Here is a 25,049-nt window from a genome sequence, read left to right as displayed (position 1 = left end):
CCGAAATTGGGTCTGTAGCTCAGTTGGTTAGAGCGCACCCCTGATAAGGGTGAGGTCGGCAGTTCGAATCTGCCCAGACCCACCAATTTTGTGTGGGAAACGCCTGTAGAAATACGGGGCCATAGCTCAGCTGGGAGAGCGCCTGCCTTGCACGCAGGAGGTCAACGGTTCGATCCCGTTTGGCTCCACCACTACTGCTTCTGATTGTGTAAAGCTTAGAAATGAGCATTCCATCGATGATGGTGAATGTTGATTTCTAGTCTTTGACTAGTTCGTTCTTTAAAAATTTGGGTATGTGATAGAAAGATAGACTGAACGTTACTTTCACTGGTAGCGGATCAGGCTAAGGTAAAATTTGTGAGTTCTCTTAGTTGAGAAATTCGAATTTTCGGCGAATGTCGTCTTCATAGTATAACCAGATTGCTTGGGGTTATATGGTCAAGTGAAGAAGCGCATACGGTGGATGCCTTGGCAGTCAGAGGCGATGAAAGACGTGGTAGCCTGCGAAAAGCTTCGGGGAGTCGGCAAACAGACTTTGATCCGGAGATGTCTGAATGGGGGAACCCAGCCATCATAAGATGGTTATCTTGTACTGAATACATAGGTGCAAGAGGCGAACCAGGGGAACTGAAACATCTAAGTACCCTGAGGAAAAGAAATCAACCGAGATTCCCTTAGTAGTGGCGAGCGAACGGGGACTAGCCCTTAAGTGGCTTTGAGATTAGCGGAACGCTCTGGAAAGTGCGGCCATAGTGGGTGATAGCCCTGTACGCGAAAATCTCTTAGTCATGAAATCGAGTAGGACGGAGCACGAGAAACTTTGTCTGAATATGGGGGGACCATCCTCCAAGGCTAAATACTACTGACTGACCGATAGTGAACTAGTACCGTGAGGGAAAGGCGAAAAGAACCCCGGAGAGGGGAGTGAAATAGATCCTGAAACCGTATGCGTACAAGCAGTGGGAGCCCACTTTGTTGGGTGACTGCGTACCTTTTGTATAATGGGTCAGCGACTTATTTTCAGTGGCGAGCTTAACCGAATAGGGGAGGCGTAGCGAAAGCGAGTCTTAATAGGGCGTCTAGTCGCTGGGAATAGACCCGAAACCGGGCGATCTATCCATGGGCAGGTTGAAGGTTAGGTAACACTGACTGGAGGACCGAACCGACTACCGTTGAAAAGTTAGCGGATGACCTGTGGATCGGAGTGAAAGGCTAATCAAGCTCGGAGATAGCTGGTTCTCCTCGAAAGCTATTTAGGTAGCGCCTCATGTATCACTGTAGGGGGTAGAGCACTGTTTCGGCTAGGGGGTCATCCCGACTTACCAAACCGATGCAAACTCCGAATACCTACAAGTGCCGAGCATGGGAGACACACGGCGGGTGCTAACGTCCGTCGTGAAAAGGGAAACAACCCAGACCGTCAGCTAAGGTCCCAAAGTTATGGTTAAGTGGGAAACGATGTGGGAAGGCTTAGACAGCTAGGAGGTTGGCTTAGAAGCAGCCACCCTTTAAAGAAAGCGTAATAGCTCACTAGTCGAGTCGGCCTGCGCGGAAGATGTAACGGGGCTCAAACCATACACCGAAGCTACGGGTATCACGTAAGTGATGCGGTAGAGGAGCGTTCTGTAAGCCTGTGAAGGTGAGTTGAGAAGCTTGCTGGAGGTATCAGAAGTGCGAATGCTGACATGAGTAACGACAATGGGTGTGAAAAACACCCACGCCGAAAGACCAAGGTTTCCTGCGCAACGTTAATCGACGCAGGGTTAGTCGGTCCCTAAGGCGAGGCTGAAAAGCGTAGTCGATGGAAAACAGGTTAATATTCCTGTACTTCTGGTTATTGCGATGGAGGGACGGAGAAGGCTAGGCCAGCTTGGCGTTGGTTGTCCAAGTTTAAGGTGGTAGGCTGAGATCTTAGGTAAATCCGGGATCTTAAGGCCGAGAGCTGATGACGAGTTACCCTTTGGGTGACGAAGTGGTTGATGCCATGCTTCCAAGAAAAGCTTCTAAGCTTCAGATAACCAGGAACCGTACCCCAAACCGACACAGGTGGTTGGGTAGAGAATACCAAGGCGCTTGAGAGAACTCGGGTGAAGGAACTAGGCAAAATGGCACCGTAACTTCGGGAGAAGGTGCGCCGGTGAGGGTGAAGCATTTACTGCGTAAGCCCACGCCGGTCGAAGATACCAGGCCGCTGCGACTGTTTATTAAAAACACAGCACTCTGCAAACACGAAAGTGGACGTATAGGGTGTGACGCCTGCCCGGTGCCGGAAGGTTAATTGATGGGGTTAGCTAACGCGAAGCTCTTGATCGAAGCCCCGGTAAACGGCGGCCGTAACTATAACGGTCCTAAGGTAGCGAAATTCCTTGTCGGGTAAGTTCCGACCTGCACGAATGGCGTAACGATGGCGGCGCTGTCTCCACCCGAGACTCAGTGAAATTGAAATCGCTGTGAAGATGCAGTGTATCCGCGGCTAGACGGAAAGACCCCGTGAACCTTTACTATAGCTTTGCACTGGACTTTGAATTTGCTTGTGTAGGATAGGTGGGAGGCTTTGAAGCGTGGACGCCAGTTCGCGTGGAGCCATCCTTGAAATACCACCCTGGCAACTTTGAGGTTCTAACTCAGGTCCGTTATCCGGATCGAGGACAGTGTATGGTGGGTAGTTTGACTGGGGCGGTCTCCTCCTAAAGAGTAACGGAGGAGTACGAAGGTGCGCTCAGACCGGTCGGAAATCGGTCGTAGAGTATAAAGGCAAAAGCGCGCTTGACTGCGAGACAGACACGTCGAGCAGGTACGAAAGTAGGTCTTAGTGATCCGGTGGTTCTGTATGGAAGGGCCATCGCTCAACGGATAAAAGGTACTCCGGGGATAACAGGCTGATACCGCCCAAGAGTTCATATCGACGGCGGTGTTTGGCACCTCGATGTCGGCTCATCACATCCTGGGGCTGAAGCCGGTCCCAAGGGTATGGCTGTTCGCCATTTAAAGTGGTACGCGAGCTGGGTTTAGAACGTCGTGAGACAGTTCGGTCCCTATCTGCCGTGGACGTTTGAGATTTGAGAGGGGCTGCTCCTAGTACGAGAGGACCGGAGTGGACGAACCTCTGGTGTTCCGGTTGTCACGCCAGTGGCATTGCCGGGTAGCTATGTTCGGAAAAGATAACCGCTGAAAGCATCTAAGCGGGAAACTTGCCTCAAGATGAGATCTCACTGGAGCCTTGAGCTCCCTGAAGGGCCGTCGAAGACTACGACGTTGATAGGTTGGGTGTGTAAGCGCTGTGAGGCGTTGAGCTAACCAATACTAATTGCCCGTGAGGCTTGACCATATAACACCCAAGCAATTTGTGAACTCGAAAGAGGCCAGATTGCGGTGTGTGAAGACGAAAGAACCGAAAGTTCGACGCTCACAAAACACCGATTTCCATCACATACCCAATTTGCTGAAGCGAGGCCAGCTGGCCACGACTCAGTACCCGAATTTCTTGACGACCATAGAGCGTTGGAACCACCTGATCCCATCCCGAACTCAGCAGTGAAACGATGCATCGCCGATGGTAGTGTGGGGTTTCCCCATGTGAGAGTAGGTCATCGTCAAGATTAAATTCCGAAACCCCTATCTGCGTACGCAGGTAGGGGTTTTGTTTTTGTGCGTGAAAAAACAGGGCTGGCTGTTGCACATTTTGCACAGTTATTTTCAGTTCATGGCACTAGAATAGGGCCAACTTTTTCAGACTCAGAGCCTTTATGCCGGATCCGGTTGACGCCCAAGGGCTGTCAGAATTACCGCTAGACAATCTGGTTGCCTGTCATGAGTGCGACCTGCTCATGCGTAAGCCAGTACTCGCCCATGGCGAAAAAGCCCTGTGCCCGCGCTGTGGCTACGAGCTTTATGCCAATCGCTACAACGTCGTACAGCGCAGCCTTGCCCTGGTCATTGCCGCCCTGCTGTTGTTTATTCCGGCGAACTTTTTACCCATCATGCAACTCAATCTGCTCGGGCAATCTTCGCAAGACACGGTCTGGAGCGGTGTTGTCGCGCTTTTTGACACAGGCATGCAAAGCGTTTCAGTGATCGTGTTCCTGTGCAGCATGGGGATTCCGCTGCTCAAGCTACTGTGCCAATTGGCCGTATTGTTGAGCATCCGTTTTGATGTCGGACGCAGCTACGGCCTGTTGCTCTATCGCATTTATCACCATATACGCGAATGGGGGATGCTCGAGGTTTACTTCATGGGTGTACTCGTAGCGATCGTCAAGCTGGCAGATATGGCAGCAATCACCGTAGGCCTCGGCCTGGCGTGCTTCATTGGTTTGTTGCTGATTCAAGTCTGGCTGGAAGTCGTGATGTCGCCTCACCAGATCTGGCAAGCATTATCAGGAGAGGATGCCCATGCGGGCGATTGATGCAGGCATTCTGATTTGCAAGGAGTGTCATGAATTGAACAGGCAGGAAGCTGATACCGATGAGCAAGTTTGTACGCGCTGCGGAGCGCTGGTGCATGCTCGCAGCCCGAACAGCCTGGTACGGACCTGGGCATTGCTGATTACCGCCGCCATTCTCTACATACCGGCCAATTTGTTGCCGATTATGACCGTGAACTCCTTGGGCAAAGGTGCGCCCAGCACGATCATGGCCGGTGTGATCGAGTTGATGCACTACGGAATGTTCCCCATTGCGGCCGTGGTGTTTATCGCCAGTATCCTGGTGCCCACCTTCAAGCTGGTAGGCATCGCATTACTGCTGTTTTCCGTGCAGCGTCGTCAGCCCCTTTCGGCTCGCCAGCGTATCTGGATGTACCGCTTCATCGAGTTCATCGGCCGCTGGTCGATGCTCGATATCTTTGTGATCGCCATCCTGGTGGCGGTCGTGAATTTTGGACGGCTTGCCAGCATTGAAGCCAATCTTGGCGCCATCGCTTTCGCCACTGTGGTGATTCTGACGATGCTTGCCGCCGTAACTTTCGATCCCCGACTGATTTGGGATAACACGGAGTCGGACGACGACCATGACTGATTTGCCTGTAGCGAAAACCCGACCGGCCTCCAACTGGTCTGCCATTTGGGTGTTGCCCCTGATCGCCTTGATGATCGGTGGCTGGCTCGGCTGGCGTGCTTACACCGAGAATGGCATCGAGATTCAGGTGCGCTTTGAAAGTGGCGAAGGCATTCAGGCCAACAAGACGGAAGTCGTCTACAAGGGCATGTCGGTCGGCAAGGTCAAAAACCTCAAGCTCGATGACGAGGGCAGTTCCAAAGGTGTGATTGCCAGCATCGAAATGAACAAGGACGTAGAGCCATACCTGCGAACCAGCACGCGCTTCTGGCTGGTCAAGCCGAGCGTGACGCTGGCCGGCATTACGGGTCTTGAGACGCTGGTTTCGGGTAACTACGTTGCAATCAGTCCGGGCGAGGGTGAGCCGGTTCGCAAGTTCAAGGCCCTGGCTCAGGAGCCACCGCTCTCCGATGCCCAACCGGGTCTGCACCTGACCATCAAGGCTGATCGCCTGGGTTCGTTGAACCGCGGCAGCCCGGTGTTCTACAAACAGATCAAGGTGGGGCAGATCAAGAGTTACGTGCTCTCCGAAGATCAGAGCACCGTCGAGCTCAAGGTTTTCATCGAGCCGACCTACGCCAAACTGGTGCGCAAACATACGCGTTTCTGGAACGCCAGCGGCATCAGCATCGATGCCAACCTGTCGGGTGTGAAGGTGCGCAGCGAGTCGTTGGCCAGCATCGTCGCCGGTGGTATTGCGTTCGCTACACCTGAAAACCGCAAGGACAGCCCGCCTACTGATCCAAGCCTGCCGTTCAGGCTCTACGAAGACTTCGATGCAGCGGCGGCCGGTATCCGGGTCAAGGTCAAGCTCAGCGACTTCGAAGGCTTGCAGGCCGGTCGTACGCCGGTGATGTACAAAGGCATTCAGGTCGGCAATCTCAAGGCGCTGAAGGTCGATCCCGATCTGTCCGGGGCCACCGCCGAATTGACGATGGACCCGTTGGCCGAAGATTACCTGGTGGACGGTACGCAATTCTGGGTGGTCAAACCGTCGATTTCCCTGGCGGGGATCACCGGCCTGGAAGCGCTGGTCAAAGGTAACTACATCGCTGTGCGCCCTGGCGACAAGGGGGCGGCGCCACAACGGGAGTTCGTGGCACGGGCCAAGGCGCCTCCGCTGGATCTGCGTGCACCTGGTCTGCACCTGGTGTTGTTCACGGAAAATCTCGGCTCGCTGGAAGTCGGCAGCCCGGTTCTCTACAAGCAGGTCAAGGTCGGTTCGGTACAGAGCTATCAGTTCTCGCGCACCAAGAAGCAGTTGATCATCGGCGTGCACATCGAGAAGGAGTACGAGGATCTGGTCAACGCTTCGACACGTTTCTGGAATGCCAGCGGCATCACGCTCACGGGCGGACTGACCGGTGGGATTCAAGTCAAAAGTGAATCGCTGCAAAGCTTGATGGCCGGCGGTATCGCGTTTGAAACCCCGGAAGCCAAGGCGCCGCTGCAGAAGCGCATTCCACGCTTCCGCTTGTTCGCCAGCCATGACGATGCCACGCAAAAAGGCGAAGTCATCACGATCAGGCTGGATCGTGCTGATGGCTTGCGTACCGGCACTCCGATTCGTTTCAAGGGTCTGGATGTCGGCAAGGTGGAAGGCGTTGATCTCAGCGAGGATCTGCAATCGGTGCTGCTGACCGCGCGGATTACGGAAGTGCCGGAGCGCATTGCCCGGGTCGGTAGTCAGTTCTGGGTGGTCAAGCCTGAGCTGGGTTTGATCAAGACCTCCAACCTCGAAACCCTGGTGACCGGGCAATACATCGAGGTGCAACCGGCGCCGAAGAATCTTGGGCCGCAGAAGAACTTCGTGGCTTTGGCCACTGTGCCGGAAACGGCGAAGCAGGAGGCGGGACTGAGTCTGGTACTGAGCGCCGCTCGTCGTGGATCGCTGAAAGCCGGCGTGCCGGTGACGTATCGCGAAATCACCGTGGGCAAGGTGACGGGTTATGAACTGGGTCAGACCGCTGACCGTGTCCTGATACATATCCTGATCGAGCCGAAGTACGCGCCACTGGTACGCAGCGGCACCCGGTTCTGGAACACCAGCGGATTCGACTTCGATGTCGGCCTGTTCAGAGGTGCAACGGTGCGTACTGAATCCCTGGAGACGATGATTCAGGGCGGTGTCGCCTTTGCCACGCCGGACGGCGAGCGCATGGGCAACCCGGCGCAACCGGAGCAGACGTTCGCGCTGTTCGACAAGTTCGAAGAGGAATGGCTGACCTGGGCACCGAAGATTTCCCTCGGTAAATAGTCTGAGGGTTGTGTGGCGTCAGTGATGACGCCTTCGCGGGCAAGCCCGCTCCCACAGGGTTCTTGGTTGGTCGCAAATATTGTGTACACCCAATTTCCTGTGGGAGCGGGCTTGCCCGCGAAGAGGCCCTGAAATTCACTGAAAGTTTTCAGTTGCCAGAAAAAAGGCCGCAATCCATTGGACCGCGGCCTTTTCATTGCCTTCGATTCAAGCGTCAGACCGCGTCCAGCTCCGGTTCATCTGCTTGTTCGTTGACTGTCGCCTTCACCTGGTCGTGACGTCGGATGTACTTCCAGTCCGCCTCGTCGATGTAGATCCCGTTAGGCCCGCTGCCGCCTTCCAGGTCGATGGCGACACTGGCGCAGACCTGCGGCTTCACGCTAGCCAGGATCGGCACGAAGCCCAGTTGCAGGCTGGTTTCCAGCAATGCGGCCTGGTTCTTCTCATCGATGTCCGCCGCCTCGTCGAGGTAGTACGGCAGGCGCACGCGACCGGCCTGGTCACGGTCCATCAAGTGCAGCAACAAGTACATGTTGGTCAGCGCCTTGATGGTCATGGTGGTGCCGTTGGACGCCGCGCCGTCGATGTCAGTGTGGATCACCGGCTGGCCGTTGACCTTGGTGATTTCGAACGCCAGTTCGAACAAGTCCTTGAGGCCGAGCTGGTTGTGGTTGGCCGCCACCAGCCGTGCCAGGTATTCCTTGGCCTCTTCGTTCTTGTTGTCCTGCTCGGCACTTTGGCTGAGGTCGAAGACCGACAGGGTTTCGCCTTCCTCGTACTGACCGGCGCTGTGGATGATCTGGTCAATGTGCTTGAGCGCTTCCTTGTTCGGTGCGAGCACGATGCGGAAGCTTTGCAGGTTGGAGACCTGACGTTTGTTGATCTCGCGGTTGAACAGTGCCAGCTGGTGTTCGAGGCTGTCGTAGTCGCTGCGGATGTTGCGCAGGGTCCGGGCGATGTCCGTCACGGCGGCACGGCGAGCCTTGCCCAGGGTCAGGGCTTCGTCGGTACGGTGCGCATAGGCGTTGATCAACAGTTGCAGGCGACGCTCCATATCGTCTTCGCTGTCGAACTTGGCCACGCCCTTGAGGCGCACCTGGGCGTACAGCGCTTCGATCTGGCCATCGGCCCGCAGCAGGCCTTGCCAGCTGTCCTGATAGTCATTGAGCAGTGGCAGCAGGTTGTCCATGGAGTCGTCGATCGGGTCCATGAACGGTGTGCCGAACGGCAGGTCCGCCGGCAACAACTGACGGCGGCGCAGGGCGTCGTCGAGGGTGCGTTGCTTGGCTTCCATGTCGCCGATCTGCCGGCCGACCAGTTGCAGCTTGGCCGACAGTTGCTGGACGCGCTCGGTAAAGGCATCGCTGGAACGCTTCAATTCGTCCTGCGCGGCTTCCATCTGCGCCATCTGTTCCAGCTTGTCGCCTTCTTCGGCGCTCAGGGTTTGCGCGCGACGGAAATCTTCCAGGGCTTTCTGCGCATCCAGCACTTGCTGGTACAGCACTTCGGTCTGGGTCTTGCTCGCGGCGCGGTCGGCAGCCACGGCCTGCTGGGTTTTCAGTTGCTTGAGTTCTTTTTCCAGGCGTTCTTTCTGGTCGCGCAGGGCTGCGCGGTCAGCCAGGGCCTGTAACGCCGGTGGTTCGATGTGCGAGATGTCGATGGACAGGCCCGGCACCTCGAAGCGTTCACCTTTGAAACCGTCGAGGATCAACTCCACGGATTTGACCCATTCGCCATCGTCGTCAAGGGTGATGCCGTGTTCACCCAGCGGCAGGCTGAACAGTGCGCTGTTGAACAGGCGCATCAGGCGTTCGACGTCTTGCTGCGAGAACTCTTCGCGTAGACGGGCGTAGCTGTTGTTATCGGCGTGATCGAGTTGCTGCTTGACCGACTTCAGGCGTTTTTCCAGGTCGCGCAGGCGCTCGTCCAGGTCTTCGGCGCTGAACTGGCGCGATTGTGCCAGTGCACCGGCCAGTTCGTCGTGGGCGTCCTTCGCGGCCAGCAGTTGCTGTTCCAGCACCTTGACGTCATCGACCAGGGCAAAGCGATGCTTGAGCACCGACAATTCGCCGAGCCAGCGCTGGATGCCGGTGATTTCCCGCTCCAGGCGCATCAGTTCCTGAGTACCACCGCGCTGGTCGTTTTGCAGGGCATCCTGCTCGTTGCGGTAGTGTTCGGCCTGAATGGTCAGCTCTTCTTTGCGCGCACTCGCGTAGTCCGACCAGGTGCCGAGCAAGGAGTCGAGCAATGGCGAGATCCGGTGCAGTTTGCCGCGCAGGATATCGCGTTGCTTCACGCCGTTGGCCAGGGCTTCGACCAAGGGGCCGGCGGCGACCAGCGAGTTGTAGTCCTGCTCCATGCGTCGCACATCGCGGAACGCTTCTTCGCACGCGGCAATGTAATCGACGCTGCCGGAACGCAGGCTGTGCTCGAAGGCATCGAGGAACAGCTGCTTGAGCTTGGCCGCGGTGATTTCGCGCATGTGCAGCAGGTTGATGAACAGCGCGCGGAAGGTCTTCAGGCTTTGCTCGCTGGTGGAGCGCAGCGGGATCAGCGTCAGGTCCAGCGGGATCGAAGTGTGGCCACCGACCAGCAAACGGCGCAGTTCATCCGGCTTGAGTTCGTAGGCCTTCAGGCCTTCGCGTTCAAGGTTGGTGAACAGTTCTTTCTGGCGCAGGCAGGTGTCGTTTTTCTGGTAGTGGGCCAGGTCCAGTTTGCCGGCGTAAGCAAAGAACTGGTGACCGAAACCGCCACCCGGGCCGCGACCGACCACACCGATCACATGGGGGCCGTGGGGCAGGTTCACTTCGACCAGGATGTAGCTGGTGTCCGAGGCGAAGTAGAAGCGCCGGGATTGTTCCAGGCTGTACTTGCCGAAGCTCATGTCCGACATGCGCGCCAGGATCGGGAACTGCAAGGCGTTGATCGAGGCGGATTTACCGAGGTTGTTTGCGCCGTACACCGACAGCGGTTCTTCCAGCGGGAACAGGCCAAGGCTGTAGCCGGCGGTATTCAGAAGGGCAAAGCGGCGGATGCCGTAACGTTCCTTGCTCATGCGTCGAGCTCCTGTTCTTCGGCGATGGCGCGGGCCAAGGCATCTTCTTCGCTTTCATCCTCAAATTCCGCGAGGTCCAGCGGGTCGTCGGTCTGCAGCAGTTTTTCGTCGCTGTCTTCGTCGATCAGCACCGGTACCGGCAACGGCAGGACGCTGTGCAGGCTGGCAGCCAGATCGCGGTCCTGTTGCACCGACAGGCACACATCGAGGAAGCGGTGCATCGGCGGCAGGAAACGGTAGACGCCGTTTTCTTCGCTGGCGAAACCGAGCTGGGTCATGCGGCGCATGATCTTTTCTTCCAGTTCGTCCTGGGTCTGCACTTCGGCCTGGATGAACAGGTCGCGGTATTTTTCCAGCAGCGACGGCAACTCATCACGCCCCAGGCTGCCGCCGTCGAGCACGGCGATCGGGTCGCGGCCCTGATCGGCCAGGTGCTCGACGAGGATGAAGGTGAACAGCGCCAGACGCTGGGCGGTCTTGTTCACCGCCGCCGCCGCGAGGTCCGGCACGAAGTAGTAGAAGCCGCGGGTGTCGCAGACCAGTTCGAAGCCCAGGGCCTTGAACAGCGTGCGGTACTGGTCCTGGAAGTTCGACAACTGTGCGTACAGCTCCGGATCGCGGCGGCTGACGTGGTAACCCTTGAACAGCTCGCGAAAAATCGGCGCCAGTTGGGACAGTTCGGAAAGATCAAGATGCATTTGGGATGCTCGCAGAATTCTCGGCGGCGTCATCGCTGACCGAGAGCAGGGCGAAGGAGCGCAGGCTGACCTGATGCTCGTGGGTATGGTATTCGCGACGTTCCAGACGCTCGCGCGTGAAGCGTTTTTCCCGCGACAGGCGCGAGAACCAGTACAGCAATTCGTCGGTGGCGCCGTCCGGTTCCTGCTCCAGCAGCCAGGTCATCAGGTCTGGCATCGGCAAGGCGTCTTCGCAGCGTTCGAGCATTTCCCGAACCGTGCGCGGCGCTCGTGGTGCATCGCCGCCCTTGTGGGTCTTGTGCGCCTTGGGGAAGCGCGCCGGTTTCGGTTCGAAACGCGCCAGGGCATAAACGTAGGCTTCGACCTGACTGGCACTGCCAAGGAAGGTGCTCTGCGGGCGGGTGAACATCGGCATTGCCGCTTGTGGCACCGCGTCGAGGCCCTTGCGACGGATCATCGACAAGGCCAGCGCCGCGCCGCGGGTCACGGCGTTGTGCCGGCGGGCTTCTTCACGCAGCGGCAACAGCAATTCGCGGGCATGACGCAGGGTCAACTGGGCGCTGGTCTGCATTTCGAGGATGCGCGCGTGGGTGCGCAGCAGCATGTCGTCGTCGACCAGGTGGCCGAGGCGTTGCTGTTCGCTGAGCATCTTCAGCAGGACGGTTTCGACCTTGCGCACGCCTTGTTCGAAGGCGCCGTCGGCGTTCACAAGATCAATCATCGGCTCGACGTATTCGTCCCAGGTCGCCAGCACTTCAGCGTAACGCTGGCGCAACGGAATCTGCCGGTCGCTGGTTTTCGCCCGTTCGGCGACAGCCACCAGTGCCTGTTCGTCGTTATCGAGTTTTTTCAGCACGTCACGCACGCGCATGTCGAGCAGGCGTAACTGGCGGGCGAGGTCATTGCCGTCGCGGATATCGAACGCGTCCTGGATATAGCCGGCCAGACGCTCCAGGTGGCGCAGGTAGGCTTCGATCTCCAGGCACAGGCCCAGACGGTGTTCACGGCGCAGATAGGCGAGGAAGTCGTGAATCTGCGCATTGAGCTCGAAACGGTTCGGGCTTTTGGCCACGGGAACCAGGATGTCGAGGCGAATCCACACATCCAGCAGGCTGGTGATGTCCTGCGGCGTACTGTCGAGTTGCTGGGCGGCCAGTTGCGTGCGCAGTTCGTTCAGGCTCAGTGTGCCTTGGTCGAAGTGCTCGCACAGTGGCTCCAGAAGTGCCCAGTGTTCAGCGAGGGCGCGCAAGACGCGCTTGGGTTCGATCATCGGAATGGCCGGCTGGTTGGCGATTAAAAGCCGCGATTGTACTGCATCGGGGGCAATGCGATTCACTCTCGGGACGGACTGTCGCCTTCTTTTCGGTAAGGTGCATCGATCAACTGCGGGCGATCTTCAGCGAACGGCGGTAGAATCAGCGCACTTTAGTTATCCACAAGTGGCCGACCTTTGCTTATCGAGTCCCGTCGTCGCGCTTATCTGGCCGCCATGCAGGTGGTCAACTGGCTGCCGCGCACCGAATTGCCCTTTGCTGCGCCGTCGCGGCCCGAACTGCTGGAGACGCCCGAGCCAGTTGCGCTCGCGCCTGTCGTGCCGGCTGTCGTGGCTGAAACGCCCGTAGCGCCGGTGGTCAGGCCGGCCGAGCGGGCGAAGATCGAAGTACCGCGGCCATCGCTGGCAAGCACGCGCACCGGTGCCAAACCGGTGGAAGAGGCCGAAGAAGCGCCCGTGGTGGTCAAGGCGCCGATCGTGCCGCCCCCGCGTTTCGCCCTGCAATTGCTGCGGGCCGGGCGCTGCCTGCTGCTGGTGGAGTTACCCACAGGCGAATCCTTCCAGACCCGCGATCCTGCCTACCTGCTGCTCAAGGACATGCTGCGCGCCGCCGGTCTGCCGGACAGCCCGCAGATCGTCGGTGAGCCGGTACGCTGGCCGCTGCTGGTGCGTGGCACGATGGATCAGGGACCGGAAGCCGCGCGGGACTTCGTACAGGGTTTCCTTTCCGTGCGGATGGAAGAAACGCCATGCGCCTGCTTGTGGCTGATCGGCCTGCCCGCGGTGCGGTTTGCCGGTGAGGCGGATGCCGGGGCATTCAATCGCGAGTTGCAGATCGAAGGACTGGGCGCGGCCTGGGCGGTGCCGGGCCTGGAATTATTAATGGAAGAGCCACAGCGCAAGGCCGCCGTGTGGCAAGCCATGCGTCGGCTGATGGCGCGCTGGAAAGAATCGAATGAGTGACGCTGTATCGTTTCGCCCGATGACCGAGGCAGACCTGGAAGCTGTACTGAAAATCGAATACGCGGCTTACAGTCACCCGTGGACTCGCGGGATTTTCCTCGATGGCCTGGGCAAGTATCAGATCTGGCTGATGTTCGAAGGCCAGCAACAGGTAGGCCACGGTGTAGTGCAGATCATCCTCGACGAGGCGCACCTGCTGAACATTACGGTCAAGCCGGAAAACCAGGGCCGGGGCCTGGGGCTGACCTTGCTTGAGCACTTGATGTCGATTGCCTGCAAGGCCGACGCCCGGGAGTGTTTCCTGGAAGTGCGCGACAGCAATACCGCGGCGTTCAAGCTGTACGAACGCTATGGCTTCAACGAAATCGGCCGGCGTCGGGATTACTACCCGGCGGTGGGTGGGCGCGAAGATGCGGTGGTCATGGCCTGTACTTTGGTCGATTGAGACCAAAAAGCTTCGCGAGCAAGTCGAATCGTCGCACCGCCGCTCCCACAAGGTATTGTGTCGTGTACAAATGTTGTGAACGACAAATATCCTGTGGGAGCGGGCTTGCTCGCGAAAGCGATCTGTCAGACGCCAACAATCAACGCTTCCTGTCGATCGGATCCCGCCGCGCCAGTTCAGCCTCATCCAGGCCATACCCGCCACCGATATCGTCCTTGTCGACGATGCTCAGGTCCCAATCCGCTCGGCTATCACTGCCCGCCTCATGGGCATCCCGGGCGCCGTCTTCACGGATCAGGGTTTCCGGGCTCAAGTCATCGTCGGTAGGTTGATGGTCGTCGGTCGAGGCGCCGGTCAGGCCCGCTTCACGTACGCGCCGGCGTGGCATCAGTTGCTCGCGCTCCTGGTCCGGCAGTTCGTCACCGATTCTGGCGCCGGGTTCTTCGGCATCGAAATCCAGCTCACGCACCGAACCCATGCGGTCTTCGTTATCATCGATGGGCTCCGGTTGCACCGCATCGTACGGACGTCGTGAATCAGTCATGGCAATTCCTCATACTGTGGGCCTTACTAGGGTGGACTCACCGGACACACGAGAATTCCAACGAAAACACTTACGGTTCTTGCGTGACCCCGACGGGCGGTCGTCTGTCAAAGCAGCGCATCTTTCTTGAGGCCTTACAGCATGCACGACTTACAAGACCTGATTGATAACAACGAGCGTTGGGCTGACGCGATCACCAAGGAAGACCCGGATTTCTTCGCCAAACTGGCCCGCCAGCAAACGCCTGAGTATCTGTGGATCGGTTGTTCAGATGCCCGGGTGCCGGCCAACGAGATCGTCGGCATGCTACCGGGCGATCTGTTCGTACACCGTAATGTGGCCAACGTGGTGCTGCACACCGACCTTAACTGCCTGTCGGTGATTCAGTACGCAGTCGACGTACTCAAGGTCAAGCACATCCTCGTCACCGGCCACTATGGCTGCGGCGGCGTGCGCGCCTCGATGCAGGATCGCCAGTTCGGCCTGATCGACGGCTGGCTGCGTTCGATTCGCGATCTCTACTACGAGAAGCGCGAAGAACTCGCCAAACTGGCCACTGAAGAGGAACAGGTCGACCGCCTCTGCGAACTCAACGTGATTCAGCAAGTGGCCAACGTCGCCCATACCAGCATTGTGCAAAATGCCTGGCACCGCGGGCAGAGCCTGTCGATCCACGGTTGCATCTACGGCATCAAGGACGGTCGCTGGAAAAGCCTGAACACCACCATCAGCGGCTTCGAGCAATTGCCGCCGCAGTACCGCCTGCGACCGATCGATTCGCAATAAGGCCCGTCAATCGTGGCTTCGCCGACGCCAGTGTTGCAGAAACGCCTGGCCGTCGGCGTTTGGCGATTCGTCGTAGCCGGTAATCCAGCCGCGGCAATCGTATGAGCCGCACTGGCAGGCGAACTGGCGTTGCAGTTTGTCTTCGGTGGCGGCGAAGTCCATGGTCAGCCAGTCACCTTGGCTGATGTCCTTCAGCGCCCATAACCACAACTCGCTCATGTCGAGAAAGACATTGGGGTCGCAGGAGTGTCGCAGCAGTCCGCAGAAGCGCGGGTCGTAGACATGCACGCCTGGCGCGAGCTGGCGGGTATGGCGGCAGCGATAGGGCAGCAAATGCCCCGACGCCCGGCAGATACGAGTGATTCGCGGGAATTCGCGCCGTGCTGCAATGGCTGTGGCTTGGCCGTTGGCGTTTTCAATGATTTCGAAGTCGGCCAGGGACGGAAATCCCAGACGAACGGGCAGCTCCGAAAAGGGGTAAACACCTTGCGCAGAATGTGGGTGTTTTCCGTGAAAGGCGTGAGTTCTCATAACGATCCTTGTCGGCTGGGTGCTGCGACTTCCATCGACTGACGATCCTGTCAGTGCTGCAGCACGTGGGTACGGCCCAAGCCTCTCGCAGATATCGCGAGCGGTCTACTGTCATAACTGACAGGTCGACCGCCCGCAATCGGTTTATAACGGTGGAACGGGCAGGGCAGTGGCTGGCGCTGGCGCCTTGAGCTGTTTGAGCTGCAATTGAATCGCTGCCGTCGAGCATTTGGCCGCTGCCTGGCCTGGCGTCAGGTTGCGAATCGAGGTGTAGAACAGCTCGCAGGTTTTTTCTTTCTCGGCCACTTGCCAGGTTTGAGTGCAGGTTTTCAGCTCGACATCAGCATTGCTGTCCGGTTGGCGGCCCATGACGGCCTGCCAGCACGCGGCACTCAAATCCTGGCCCATGACTTTCAGGCCCGCCGCATCAGCCTTGGCCTTGGCATCGTTGCCGGAATAGTTCGCCGGGTCGGCGGCGTACCAGATGTAGCTCGGGTGGTTGGAACCCAGCACCCGCACGTTCACCCCGTCACTCGGGCTGATTGTCGCCAGGCCCAGCACGTTCACGGTCGCCCCGTATTGTTGTTTGATCCAGCTACGCACCGGTGCGCCGAAGGCGACCATCGGCAATGTTTCACCGCTGGGGTGCAGGCTGACATTCTTGACCATGGTGGTCTGGTAGTCGTTGAAGTAGCTGTAGACGCCCTCCAGGTCCTTGCCAGCATTGGATGGGGCGGCGATAGGGGCGATGTCGACAATGGTCTGAAAGCCTGGCGTCTGCTCGGCCGGGATGCCATTGGCGGTGAGCAGCGTGGCCCAACGATCCGTAGTGGCGGACTTCAGGTAATCCTGGGCCTGAGTCAACGAATAGTCGGGCGGGAAGTGCAGCAACTCAACACTTTTGCGGTTCTCCAGGGCCATGCCCAGCGGCAGGAACAGGTACCAGCTATACGCCCACTTGCCGTCGGCATTCAGTTTGCTGGCTCCGTTATAGGCCAGGTCACCGGCATCAAGCAGTGCCGCCAAAGGTTTTTCATAGCTGTTGGGCACGCCGATGATTTCTGCGTGGAGCTGACCATTGTCGGTTTTGACCAGAACCTTCGCGTCGCCGTAGCCATCGCGCTGCACGCTCTGGGTCAGGTAGTGCTCGACGGTTTGCTCAAGCGTCCAGTTGCGAAAGCAGATCACGTTGCAGTTGTTGGGGTAGGCGAAGAGGCGGGTCACGCGTTCGGTAGTGCCCAGCTTCAAATTGGCATCGGCGTGGGCGGTGGTGCTCAGGGTGAGGGCTGCGAGGGTGAGTGCCGCGAGTTTGAACATGCTCAGATCCTTTTCAGCGTATAAGACCAGCAGATACTGAAACAGACAGGGCAGAACAAAAAGGGCCGATTTCAATATCGGCCCTTTTTCATGGTTACGGCATTACCGGCGGCAAATACGCCAGCGTCGTCCCCAGTGCCCACAACAACACTAGCACCAGTGGCGTGTGCACCAGTAACTGCACGAAGGAAAAGCCTATCAGGTCCCGCGCCTTCAACCCCAGCACGCCCAGCAGCGGCAGCATGTAGAACGGGTTGATCAGGTTCGGCAAGGCTTCGGCGGCGTTGTAGATCTGCACGGCCCAACCCAGGTGATAGTTCAGGTCGTTGGCCACCTGCATCACGTACGGCGCTTCGATGATCCACTTGCCGCCACCGGACGGAATGAAGAAACCGAGGATCGCCGAGTACATGCCCATCAGCAGGGCATAGGTGTCGTGGGAGGCGATGCTGACGAAAAAGGTCGAGATGTGGTGCGCCAGGGTCTGCGCATCGGCGCCCTTGACCGTGGTCATCAGTGCGGCGATCGAGCCGTACAGCGGGAACTGGATCAACACACCGGTGGTGGTCGGCACCGCACGGGCCACGGCGTCAAGAAAGCTGCGTGGGCGCCAGTGCAGCAGGGCGCCGAGCATGATGAACAGGAAATTGTAGGTGTTCAGCCCGGAAATCGCACTGATCGCCGGTTTGGTCGAGAACTCGTGGAACAGCCAGCCACCGGCCAGCAGCACCAGCAGGATCATCAGCAGCGGGCTGTATTCCAGCCATTCGCCGGGACGGGTGCGCGGTTGCAGCGGCGGCAGGTTGAAACTCGGATCGACGCCGCAGGCCTTGGCATCGCGCGCCGAGTTCGGACCAGGGGCGGTGGCGTAGGCAATGATCAGCGAGATGACGATCAAGGCCAGCAGCATCACGCCGGACTGCCAGAGAAAGATCGTCTGGGTGAATGGAATCACCCCGGTGATCGACAGAATCGATGGCGGCAGGCTCGCCGGGTTGGCCTGCAATTGTGCCGCGGACGACGACAGGCCCAATGCCCACACGGCACCGAGACCCAGATAGGCGGCGGCACCGGCGGCGCGATAGTCCATTTTCAGATCGGTACGGCGGGCGAGGGCGCGCACCAGCAGGCCGCCGAAGACAAGCGACAGACCCCAGTTCAGCAGCGATGCGACCATGGAAATCAGGGCGACCCAGGCCACGGCAGAGCGGCCGTTTTTCGGGATTTTCGCCAGGCGATCGATCAGCTTCACCGCTGGCGGCGAACTGGCGACCACATAACCGCCGATCACCACGAAGGCCATCTGCATGGTGAAGGGGATCAGGCTCCAGAAGCCATCACCAAAGGCCATCGCGGCGTCGGTGGGTTTGGCTCCCATCGCCATGGTGGCCAGGGCCACGATAATCACCGCCAGGGCAGCAAACACCCAGGAGTCGGGAAACCAGCGTTCGGCAAAACTTGAGCAGCGCAGGGCAAAGCGGGCGGAGCGGCTATCTTCGATCTTGGCGGCCACGGAGGGTACCTCGGATTTTTATGTTTGTTGTGGTCTTCGGGGCAGTAGCCGCCCGTCTGGACAGGCGCCAACATTAATTCAAGCCGAGGATTTTTGTGGGGCTGATTTGTGACTATGGGACTTTGGTCTAACGGGTTGTCCGCCGGTGCGTTTGCGTAGACCATGAGCGCCTTGGTTTTTGCCTGTGCCAGAGTTCTTTTCATGACTAACACCGATTCGCGCCCGGCGCCGTTCAGCCGCTCGGACTACAAGACCCTGGGGCTCGCCGCCCTCGGCGGGGCACTGGAAATCTACGATTTCATCATCTTCGTATTTTTCGCCCTGACCCTAAGCCAGTTGTTCTTCCCGCCGGAAATGCCCGAATGGCTGCGCCTGCTGCAAAGCTTCGGGATCTTCGTCACCGGTTATCTGGCGCGGCCGTTGGGTGGCATTCTGATGGCGCACTTCGCCGACCGTCTGGGGCGCAAGAAAGTCTTCAGCCTGAGCATCCTGATGATGGCGTTGCCCTGCCTGCTGATCGGGATCATGCCGACCTACGCACAAATCGGCTATTTCGCACCGTTGCTGCTGTTGGCCCTGCGCATCCTCCAGGGCGCGGCGGTGGGCGGTGAGGTGCCCAGTGCCTGGGTATTCGTCGCCGAGCACGCGCCCATCGCCCATCGCGGTTATGCCTTGGGCTTCCTGCAAGCGGGGCTGACCTTCGGTTACCTGATCGGTGCATTGACCGCGACCTTCCTGGCGCAGGCATTCAGCCCGGCGGAAATCCTCGATTACGCCTGGCGTTACCCGTTCCTGCTCGGTGGCGTGTTCGGAGTGATTGGCGTGTGGCTGCGTCGCTGGCTCAGCGAAACCCCGGTGTTCACGGCCATGCAGGCGCAACGCGAGGCGGCCGGTGAGCTGCCGTTGCGCACCGTCTTGCGCGAGCATCGCCTGGCCATTTTGCCGGCGATGATTCTCACCTGTGTGCTGACCTCGGCCGTGGTGGTGTTCGTGGTCATCACCCCGACCATGATGCAGAAAACCTTTGGCATGACCGCCAGCCATACCTTCGCCTTGAGCGCGCTGGGAATCGTGTTCCTGAACATCGGCTGCGTGCTCGCCGGGCTGCTGGTCGACCGCATCGGTGCCTGGCGCACGGTGATGCTCTATAGCCTGCTGCTGCCGCTGGGCATCGGCGTGCTGTATGCCTGCCTGATCATGGGCGGTGACTGGATCGGCCTGGCCTACGCCGTGGCAGGGCTGGCCTGCGGGGTGGTCGGCGCGGTGCCATCGGTGATGGTCAGCCTGTTCCCGGCGCGAATTCGTGTCTCGGGCATCTCGTTCACCTACAACATTGCCTACGCCGCGTGGGCGAGCATCACACCGCTGTTGTTGATCGGTCTGATGCCGTGGAGTCCATGGATCTGTGTGATGTTCAGTGCGGTGATGGGCGCAGTGGGCGTGGGCAGTGCGGCGTTCTTCGGTGCGCGGATGCCGAGAATCGCAGGCTGTTCTGCCGTTGGCGCGCATTGATCGGGCATGTCTAACTATTTTTTGTAGGACAAACCTGAAGCACGCTTAAGAAAATGTTTCCAAGGCCGATGGTTAGGCTGCATATCGCTTTCTACCCCTGTCCATCGGTGCTTTTCCATGTTCAATAAACGCTTGAAGCAGGAGCTGTCGGCTCTTCGTGAAGAACTCTCCAGCCTCCAGCAAGTGAAGGAAAGTCTGGAAAGCGAAATGCTGGTGCTGACCCTCGACAGCGACGGGCGGGTTCAGTCGGTCAACCAGAACTTCCTTGGCGAAATGCACTACAAGAGTGCTGACCTGATCGGCCGACACATCGACGACTTCGTCCCGGATCACGTCAAATCCGATGAATTCCAGTTGCGATTCAAGAGCGCGCTGACCCGTGGCGAGCACTTTGCTGGCGCAGTGCGCCTGCTACGCGGTACGGGCCAGGAGGCGTGGTTGCGCTCGATCCTGCAACCGGTGCGCTCGGCAGATGGGCGGATCAAGCAATTTTCGATCTTCTCCAGCGACCTGACCCGCACCATCGAGGCCTCTCGTGAACACGAGAACCTGATCGGCGCACTGGTTCGCTCCACGGCGGTGATCGAATTCGACCTCAACGGCAACGTGCTGACCGCCAACGACCGCTTCCTCAGTGGCATGGGTTACAGCCTGGCGCAGATCAAGGGCAAACATCACCGCACCTTTTGCCTGCCGGAAGAGTACAACAGCGCCGAGTACCAGAACTTCTGGCGTCGCCTGAACACGGGCGAATACGTCGCCGACCGTTTCAAACGTATCGACAGCCATGGTCGTACGGTCTGGCTGGAGGCGTCCTACAACCCGGTGGTCGATGCCAACAACAAACTCTACAAAGTGGTGAAGTTCGCCACGGTGATTACCGATCAGGTCAATCAGGAGCAAGCCGTCGCCGAGGCGGCCAACATCGCCTACAGCACGTCGAAGCAAACCGACCAAAGCGCCCAGCGCGGTAACGCCGTGGTGACCCAGGCCGTGGACGTGATGCGTGACCTGGCCAGGCATATGCAAACCGCTGGCGATGGCATCGAAGCCTTGAACGAGCAGTCGCTGGTGATCGGTACCATCGTCAAGACCATCAGCGGCATCGCCGAGCAGACCAACCTGCTGGCGCTCAACGCGGCCATCGAAGCGGCGCGTGCGGGCGAGCAGGGTCGAGGGTTCGCCGTGGTGGCGGATGAAGTCCGGCAACTGGCTTCGCGGACCAGCCAGGCCACCGACGAAATTGTCCTCGTGGTGCGGCAGAACCAGGACATGGCGCGCAACGCCGTGGCACTGATGACCGACGGCAAGCTTCAGGCAGAACAGGGCCTGGCGCTGGCGGCGGAAGCAGGTACGGTGATTGTCGAGATCCAGGACGGCGCGCAGAAAGTGGTCGATGCGGTGGGGCAGTTTGCCAATCAGTTGGCGAGTTGAGTCCAGCGTTCTGCCAGAAGCCTGAAAAGATCGCCATCGGCGATCTTTTCATTTCAGCTCGTTCTATCCCGTTACAATCGGCTCATTTCCCCCAGGAGCAGACTTCCATGAGCATTTCCCACCGCCGTCCGGTTCCCTTGTCCAAGGCTTATCGTCTGCTCAATCATGGCCCGACCGTGCTGGTCAGCGCAGCCCACGGTGGCCAGCGCAATATCATGGCGGCAGCCTGGGCCATGCCGCTGGATTTCGAGCCGCCGAAAATTGCCGTGGTGCTGGACAAGTCCACCTGGACTCGCCAGTTGCTGGAAGCCTCGGGCGCTTTTGTGCTGAACGTTCCTTGCGCTGCCCAGGCCGACATTGTGCAGACCGTCGGTTCGACCTCCGGCCTGGAATTGACCCAGGGTCAGGGGCGCGACAAGTTTGAAACCTACGACTTGCAGACGTTCGCCGGCCAGGCGGTTGATGCGCCGATGCTCGAAGGTTGCGTGGCCTGGCTGGAATGTCGCCTGTTGCCGGAGCCGAACAATCACCAGCAGTACGACCTGTTCCTGGCCGAAGTGATTGCCGCCCAGGCCGACGAACGCGTGTTCAGCGAAGGCCGCTGGCATTTCGAAGGGCAGGACGCCTTGCGCACCTTGCACCACGTGGCGGGCGGGCACTTCTTGACCATTGGTGACCCGGTGGACGGCAAGAGCTTGCAGGCGTGAGGCAGGCAGCGCTCAAATCCAGACATCATTCTCGGCCGTGCGCTCGCCACCTTCGCGGCCGGTATTGAGCACGCCCTTGGGTTCGATCAGCAGGAGTTTTACCTCCTGCCCGGCGCTGGGTTTGTGCTCGACGCCTTTGGGCACCACATACATTTCCCCGGCGTTCACCAGCACATGGCCGTCACGAAAGTCGATGCGTAACTGGCCTTGCAGAACGATGAAGGTTTCGTCGGTATCGAGGTGGTCGTGCCAGATGAAATCCCCCAGCAGTTTCACCACCTTGAACTGGTAGTCGTTCATTTCGGCGATGACCCGGGGCGACCAGTGCGTATCGATCCGGGCGAGTTTTTCAGCGAAGTTCAGGCTTTCATATGTGTTCATGGAACAGCTCTCGCGGTTGTATGTGAACCCACGATAGCCAGCCACCCGGCGCGATTCTTGAACGATTGTGCGTGGCTCAGCGCCGCTGCAGGCTCAGCCAGCGGGCCGGTGGCAAGCCGTAGGTTTTGCTGAATTGCCGAGTCATGTGGCTCTGATCGGTGAAGCCGGCGATCAGCGCGGCGCTGACCAGTGTCTGTCCCTGAGTCAGCAGCGCGCGAACCATGTCCAGGCGTCGCATGGTCAGGTAGCGATAGGGACTGGTACCGAACAACAGGCGAAAATCCCGGGACAGGCTCCAGCGATCCCGACCACTGTGTTGCGCCAGCTCATCGAGTGTCACGGTGCGATCGAGGGCGCTGTGGATGTATTCCCGCGCGCGTTGCGCGGCCACGTAATCGAAACCCGAGCGTTTGGTTGGCACGCCGGAAACGCTGCTCAAGGCTTGCGCCAGATCGAACAGCGCATCCTGTTCTTCCAGTGGGTCGAGCGGGCAATCAAGGCTGCGCAGCAAGGCTCCCGTGGCGGCAAACAGGCGGGGGTCGTTCGACAGTCCGGTCTTGATGAACGGCAGCGGTTGGCCGCCGAGCATCTGCTGGATCAGCGCCGGTTCGATGTACATCATCCGGTACTGGAAACCGGACTCGGTGCCAGCCTCGCCATCGTGAGCTTCGTCCGGGTGCAGCACGATCGTTGCGCCAGGCTGGCTGTGCCGCCAGCCACCGCGATACTGAAAACTCTGCACCCCGGCCAGGGTGTGGCCGATGGCATAGGTATCGTGGCGGTGAAGATCGTAGCCATGGCCGGCAAAAAACGCCTCGAAACGCTGTAGCCCACCGACATCGGGCGCGCGATGGAACCAGTCAGTGCGAGGCGGGTACTTGGCCATGGTGATGATTGTCTTGAGCTCGATGCGCAGCACGGTAACCCAGTCAGCGACTCGCTGTCTTCTGATCGCAAGGCGACAGGTACGCTAGAAAACCAAGGGCAAATACTGCACTGTGTGACGCATTCTCTGCAGGTCGTTTTTTCTTTTTGTCAGGATGAGGCCAGGTCATGAGCAAGTTGCGCGTGGGGATCATTTTCGGGGGCCGTTCGGCTGAGCATGAGGTGTCGCTGCAATCGGCGAAAAACATCGTCGATGCGCTGGATCGTTCGCGCTTCGAGCCGGTGCTGATCGGCATCGACAAACAGGGCCACTGGCACCTCAACGATCCTTCGAATTTTTTGCTGAATCAGGAAAACCCGGCGCTGATCGCCCTCAACCAGTCCAACCGCGAACTGGCCGTGGTGCCGGGTAAGGCCAGCCAGCAACTGGTGGAAACTTCCAGCCAGGAAATGCTCGGCCACGTCGATGTGATCTTCCCGATTGTCCACGGCACCCTCGGTGAAGATGGTTGCCTGCAAGGCTTGCTGCGCATGGCCGATTTGCCGTTTGTCGGCTCCGATGTACTCGGCTCGGCCGTGTGCATGGACAAGGACGTCAGCAAGCGCCTGCTGCGCGATGCCGGCCTGGCCGTGACGCCGTTCGTGACATTGACCCGCGCCACGGCGGCCCGCACCGGATTTGCCGAGGTGCAGGGCAAGCTGGGCTTGCCGCTGTTCGTCAAACCGGCGAACCAGGGCTCCTCCGTGGGCGTGAGCAAGGTCACCGACGAGGTCGAATACACCGCTGCGGTGGAACTGGCGTTAAGTTTCGATACCAAGGTGTTGATCGAATCTGCCGTCAGCGGCCGCGAGATCGAATGCGCGGTGCTCGGCAATGAAGAGGCCATCGCCAGTGGCTGTGGCGAGATCGTGGTGCATAGCGGGTTCTATTCCTACGACAGCAAATACATCGACGACAAGGCGGCTGAAGTGGTGGTGCCGGCCAATATCAGCGTCGAGGCCAGCGAACGCATTCGCGCCCTGGCCGTCGAAGCGTTCCAGGTACTGGGCTGTTCCGGCCTGGCCCGCGTCGATGTGTTCCTGACCGACAGCGGCGAAGTGCTGATCAACGAAATCAACTCGCTGCCCGGCTTCACCCGCATCAGCATGTATCCGAAACTGTGGCAGGCCACCGGCATGACCTACAGCGAACTGGTGACGCGACTGATCGAGCTGGCGCTGGAGAAGCACCACGTTCGGCAGGGGTTGAAGATCAGTCGGTAAGTGGAGTTCTGCATCGCCCGTATTATCGGTGGGTATGCTTGCAAGAGCCGACCCTGATCAAGCGTGCTTGACCGGTTTGATCAGGCTCTGGGCGGGTATCCCGAACAGCTCGTGCAGTTTCCAGATCATCGGAAGCGTCAACGCTCGCTTGCCATTGAGTACTTCATAAACACGATTTGTGCGGCCGATGGCGGGTGCAAGATCGGCGGCGGACAACCCGGACTGCTCCATCCGGAACTTGATCGCATCGATAGGGTTGGGTAAGTCGACGGGGAAGTGCTTCGACTCATACGACTCGATCAGCGTAATCATGATGTCAAAGTAATCTCCCTCGGGAGTGCCAATTTCAGGTTCATTCTCAAACAGTGCAGACACGCTCTTGAGAGCGGCGCGGTAATCCTCGTCGGTGTGAATCGGGTGAATGTTCATG

Annotated in this window: 20 protein-coding genes, 2 tRNA genes, 2 rRNA genes and 1 pseudogene; 15 read left to right on the top strand and 10 right to left on the bottom strand. The window is 59.0% G+C overall.

The genetic code is table 11. The features are described 5' to 3' along the window. Nucleotides 1–8: 8 nt before the first annotated feature. From AC06G5_RS25800 to AC06G5_RS25770, 7 genes are all read left to right on the top strand, one after another. A tRNA-Ile gene (locus tag AC06G5_RS25800) sits at nt 9–85 on the top strand. A gap of 30 nt (nt 86–115) precedes the next feature. After that, a tRNA-Ala gene (locus AC06G5_RS25795) sits at nt 116–191 on the top strand. Nucleotides 192–436: 245 nt separating this feature from the next. Then, nucleotides 437–3,328, top strand: a 23S ribosomal RNA gene (locus AC06G5_RS25790). Between the two features lie 155 nt (nt 3,329–3,483). Beyond that, nucleotides 3,484–3,599 (top strand): 5S ribosomal RNA (rrf, locus tag AC06G5_RS25785). Between the two features lie 147 nt (nt 3,600–3,746). Continuing rightward, nucleotides 3,747–4,406, top strand: a complete 660-nt coding sequence (locus tag AC06G5_RS25780) for a paraquat-inducible protein A (protein ID WP_413427279.1) — start codon at nt 3,747–3,749, stop codon at nt 4,404–4,406. Continuing rightward, nucleotides 4,393–5,016 (top strand): paraquat-inducible protein A, encoded by a 624-nt coding sequence (locus AC06G5_RS25775; protein ID WP_085715997.1) that lies wholly within the window; start codon nt 4,393–4,395, stop codon nt 5,014–5,016. Before AC06G5_RS25780 ends, AC06G5_RS25775 begins: the two co-directional genes overlap by 14 nt. Next, nucleotides 5,009–7,312: a PqiB family protein gene (locus tag AC06G5_RS25770; RefSeq protein WP_413427277.1), complete on the top strand. Its 2,304-nt coding sequence runs from the start codon at nt 5,009–5,011 to the stop codon at nt 7,310–7,312. The genes AC06G5_RS25775 and AC06G5_RS25770 overlap by 8 nt, the downstream gene beginning before the upstream one ends. Before the next feature lie 214 nt (nt 7,313–7,526). On the opposite strand, the gene mksF is transcribed toward AC06G5_RS25770, so the two are convergent. The 3 genes from mksF to mksB are packed head-to-tail and all read right to left on the bottom strand — an operon-like array spanning nt 7,527 to nt 12,335. Then, nucleotides 7,527–10,367 carry an Mks condensin complex protein MksF gene (mksF, locus tag AC06G5_RS25765; protein WP_413427275.1) on the bottom strand — a complete coding sequence of 947 codons (2,841 nt, stop codon included), beginning with the start codon at nt 10,365–10,367 and terminating at the stop codon, nt 7,527–7,529. Beyond that, nucleotides 10,364–11,065: an Mks condensin complex protein MksE gene (gene mksE, locus AC06G5_RS25760; protein WP_057398076.1), complete on the bottom strand. Its 702-nt coding sequence runs from the start codon at nt 11,063–11,065 to the stop codon at nt 10,364–10,366. Before mksE ends, mksF begins: the two co-directional genes overlap by 4 nt. Next, on the bottom strand, nt 11,055–12,335 hold the full coding sequence (mksB, locus tag AC06G5_RS25755; RefSeq protein ID WP_008016585.1) for an Mks condensin complex protein MksB: 1,281 nt from the start codon (nt 12,333–12,335) through the stop codon (nt 11,055–11,057). Before mksB ends, mksE begins: the two co-directional genes overlap by 11 nt. A gap of 219 nt (nt 12,336–12,554) precedes the next feature. Between mksB and AC06G5_RS25750 the strand changes: the two genes are divergently transcribed. Together AC06G5_RS25750 and rimI are read left to right on the top strand one after the other, a co-directional pair. Then, entirely contained in the window at nt 12,555–13,301 is a 747-nt protein-coding gene (locus tag AC06G5_RS25750; RefSeq protein WP_413427282.1) for an energy transducer TonB, read from the top strand. Beyond that, the gene (gene rimI, locus AC06G5_RS25745; protein WP_057398073.1) at nt 13,294–13,746 is read left to right on the top strand and encodes a ribosomal protein S18-alanine N-acetyltransferase; all 453 of its coding nucleotides are present in this window, start codon (nt 13,294–13,296) and stop codon (nt 13,744–13,746) included. Before AC06G5_RS25750 ends, rimI begins: the two co-directional genes overlap by 8 nt. 139 nt (nt 13,747–13,885) lie before the next feature. Here the strand turns inward: rimI and AC06G5_RS25740 are convergent, their stop codons facing one another. Next, nucleotides 13,886–14,290, bottom strand: a complete 405-nt coding sequence (locus AC06G5_RS25740; protein WP_413427273.1) for a serine kinase/phosphatase — start codon at nt 14,288–14,290, stop codon at nt 13,886–13,888. Between the two features lie 141 nt (nt 14,291–14,431). On the opposite strand from AC06G5_RS25740, the gene can reads away from it, so the two are divergent. Continuing rightward, nucleotides 14,432–15,076: a carbonate dehydratase gene (gene can, locus AC06G5_RS25735; RefSeq protein WP_413427272.1), complete on the top strand. Its 645-nt coding sequence runs from the start codon at nt 14,432–14,434 to the stop codon at nt 15,074–15,076. Between the two features lie 6 nt (nt 15,077–15,082). Here can and AC06G5_RS25730 read toward each other — a convergent pair whose 3' ends face one another. From AC06G5_RS25730 to AC06G5_RS25720, 3 genes are all read right to left on the bottom strand, one after another. Beyond that, nucleotides 15,083–15,607: an SET domain-containing protein gene (locus AC06G5_RS25730; RefSeq protein WP_413427271.1), complete on the bottom strand. Its 525-nt coding sequence runs from the start codon at nt 15,605–15,607 to the stop codon at nt 15,083–15,085. A gap of 144 nt (nt 15,608–15,751) precedes the next feature. Then, nucleotides 15,752–16,924, bottom strand: coding sequence for a hypothetical protein (locus AC06G5_RS25725; protein WP_413427270.1), 1,173 nt, complete (start codon nt 16,922–16,924; stop codon nt 15,752–15,754). Nucleotides 16,925–17,018: 94 nt separating this feature from the next. Continuing rightward, entirely contained in the window at nt 17,019–18,437 is a 1,419-nt protein-coding gene (locus AC06G5_RS25720; RefSeq protein WP_413427269.1) for a short-chain fatty acid transporter, read from the bottom strand. A 201-nt stretch (nt 18,438–18,638) separates the two neighbouring features. Between AC06G5_RS25720 and AC06G5_RS25715 the strand changes: the two genes are divergently transcribed. From AC06G5_RS25715 to AC06G5_RS25700, 4 genes and pseudogenes are all read left to right on the top strand, one after another. Continuing rightward, on the top strand, nt 18,639–19,949 hold the full coding sequence (locus tag AC06G5_RS25715; RefSeq protein ID WP_480458547.1) for an MFS transporter: 1,311 nt from the start codon (nt 18,639–18,641) through the stop codon (nt 19,947–19,949). A 117-nt stretch (nt 19,950–20,066) separates the two neighbouring features. Next, nucleotides 20,067–20,795 (top strand): annotated as a pseudogene (locus tag AC06G5_RS25710) (PAS domain-containing protein); the annotation flags it as partial. After that, nucleotides 20,775–21,383, top strand: coding sequence for a methyl-accepting chemotaxis protein (locus tag AC06G5_RS25705; RefSeq protein ID WP_480459933.1), 609 nt, complete (start codon nt 20,775–20,777; stop codon nt 21,381–21,383). The pseudogene AC06G5_RS25710 and the gene AC06G5_RS25705, both read left to right, overlap by 21 nt. A 107-nt stretch (nt 21,384–21,490) precedes the next feature. Then, a complete protein-coding gene (locus AC06G5_RS25700) occupies nt 21,491–22,090 on the top strand; it encodes a flavin reductase family protein (protein WP_413427261.1) in 600 nt (199 codons plus the stop codon). A 12-nt stretch (nt 22,091–22,102) separates the two neighbouring features. Here the strand turns inward: AC06G5_RS25700 and AC06G5_RS25695 are convergent, their stop codons facing one another. Together AC06G5_RS25695 and AC06G5_RS25690 are read right to left on the bottom strand one after the other, a co-directional pair. Beyond that, complete coding sequence (locus AC06G5_RS25695; RefSeq protein ID WP_413427260.1) at nt 22,103–22,471, bottom strand: cupin domain-containing protein; 369 nt, start codon at nt 22,469–22,471, stop codon at nt 22,103–22,105. A gap of 76 nt (nt 22,472–22,547) precedes the next feature. Further along, nucleotides 22,548–23,357, bottom strand: a complete 810-nt coding sequence (locus tag AC06G5_RS25690) for an AraC family transcriptional regulator (RefSeq protein WP_413427280.1) — start codon at nt 23,355–23,357, stop codon at nt 22,548–22,550. Between the two features lie 167 nt (nt 23,358–23,524). Here AC06G5_RS25690 and ddlA point away from each other — a divergent pair, with 167 nt between their 5' ends. Next, nucleotides 23,525–24,619 carry a D-alanine--D-alanine ligase gene (ddlA, locus tag AC06G5_RS25685; RefSeq protein ID WP_413427259.1) on the top strand — a complete coding sequence of 365 codons (1,095 nt, stop codon included), beginning with the start codon at nt 23,525–23,527 and terminating at the stop codon, nt 24,617–24,619. A 57-nt stretch (nt 24,620–24,676) separates the two neighbouring features. On the opposite strand, the gene AC06G5_RS25680 is transcribed toward ddlA, so the two are convergent. Continuing rightward, nucleotides 24,677–25,048 (bottom strand): helix-turn-helix domain-containing protein, encoded by a 372-nt coding sequence (locus tag AC06G5_RS25680; RefSeq protein ID WP_413427258.1) that lies wholly within the window; start codon nt 25,046–25,048, stop codon nt 24,677–24,679. Between the last annotated feature and the right edge of the window lies 1 nt (nt 25,049).

It is taken from the genome of Pseudomonas sp. WT-JTC (assembly GCF_056711565.1).
The sequence above is the reverse complement of the archived record's forward strand: the minus strand, read 5'-3'. Positions and strand labels throughout refer to the sequence as shown.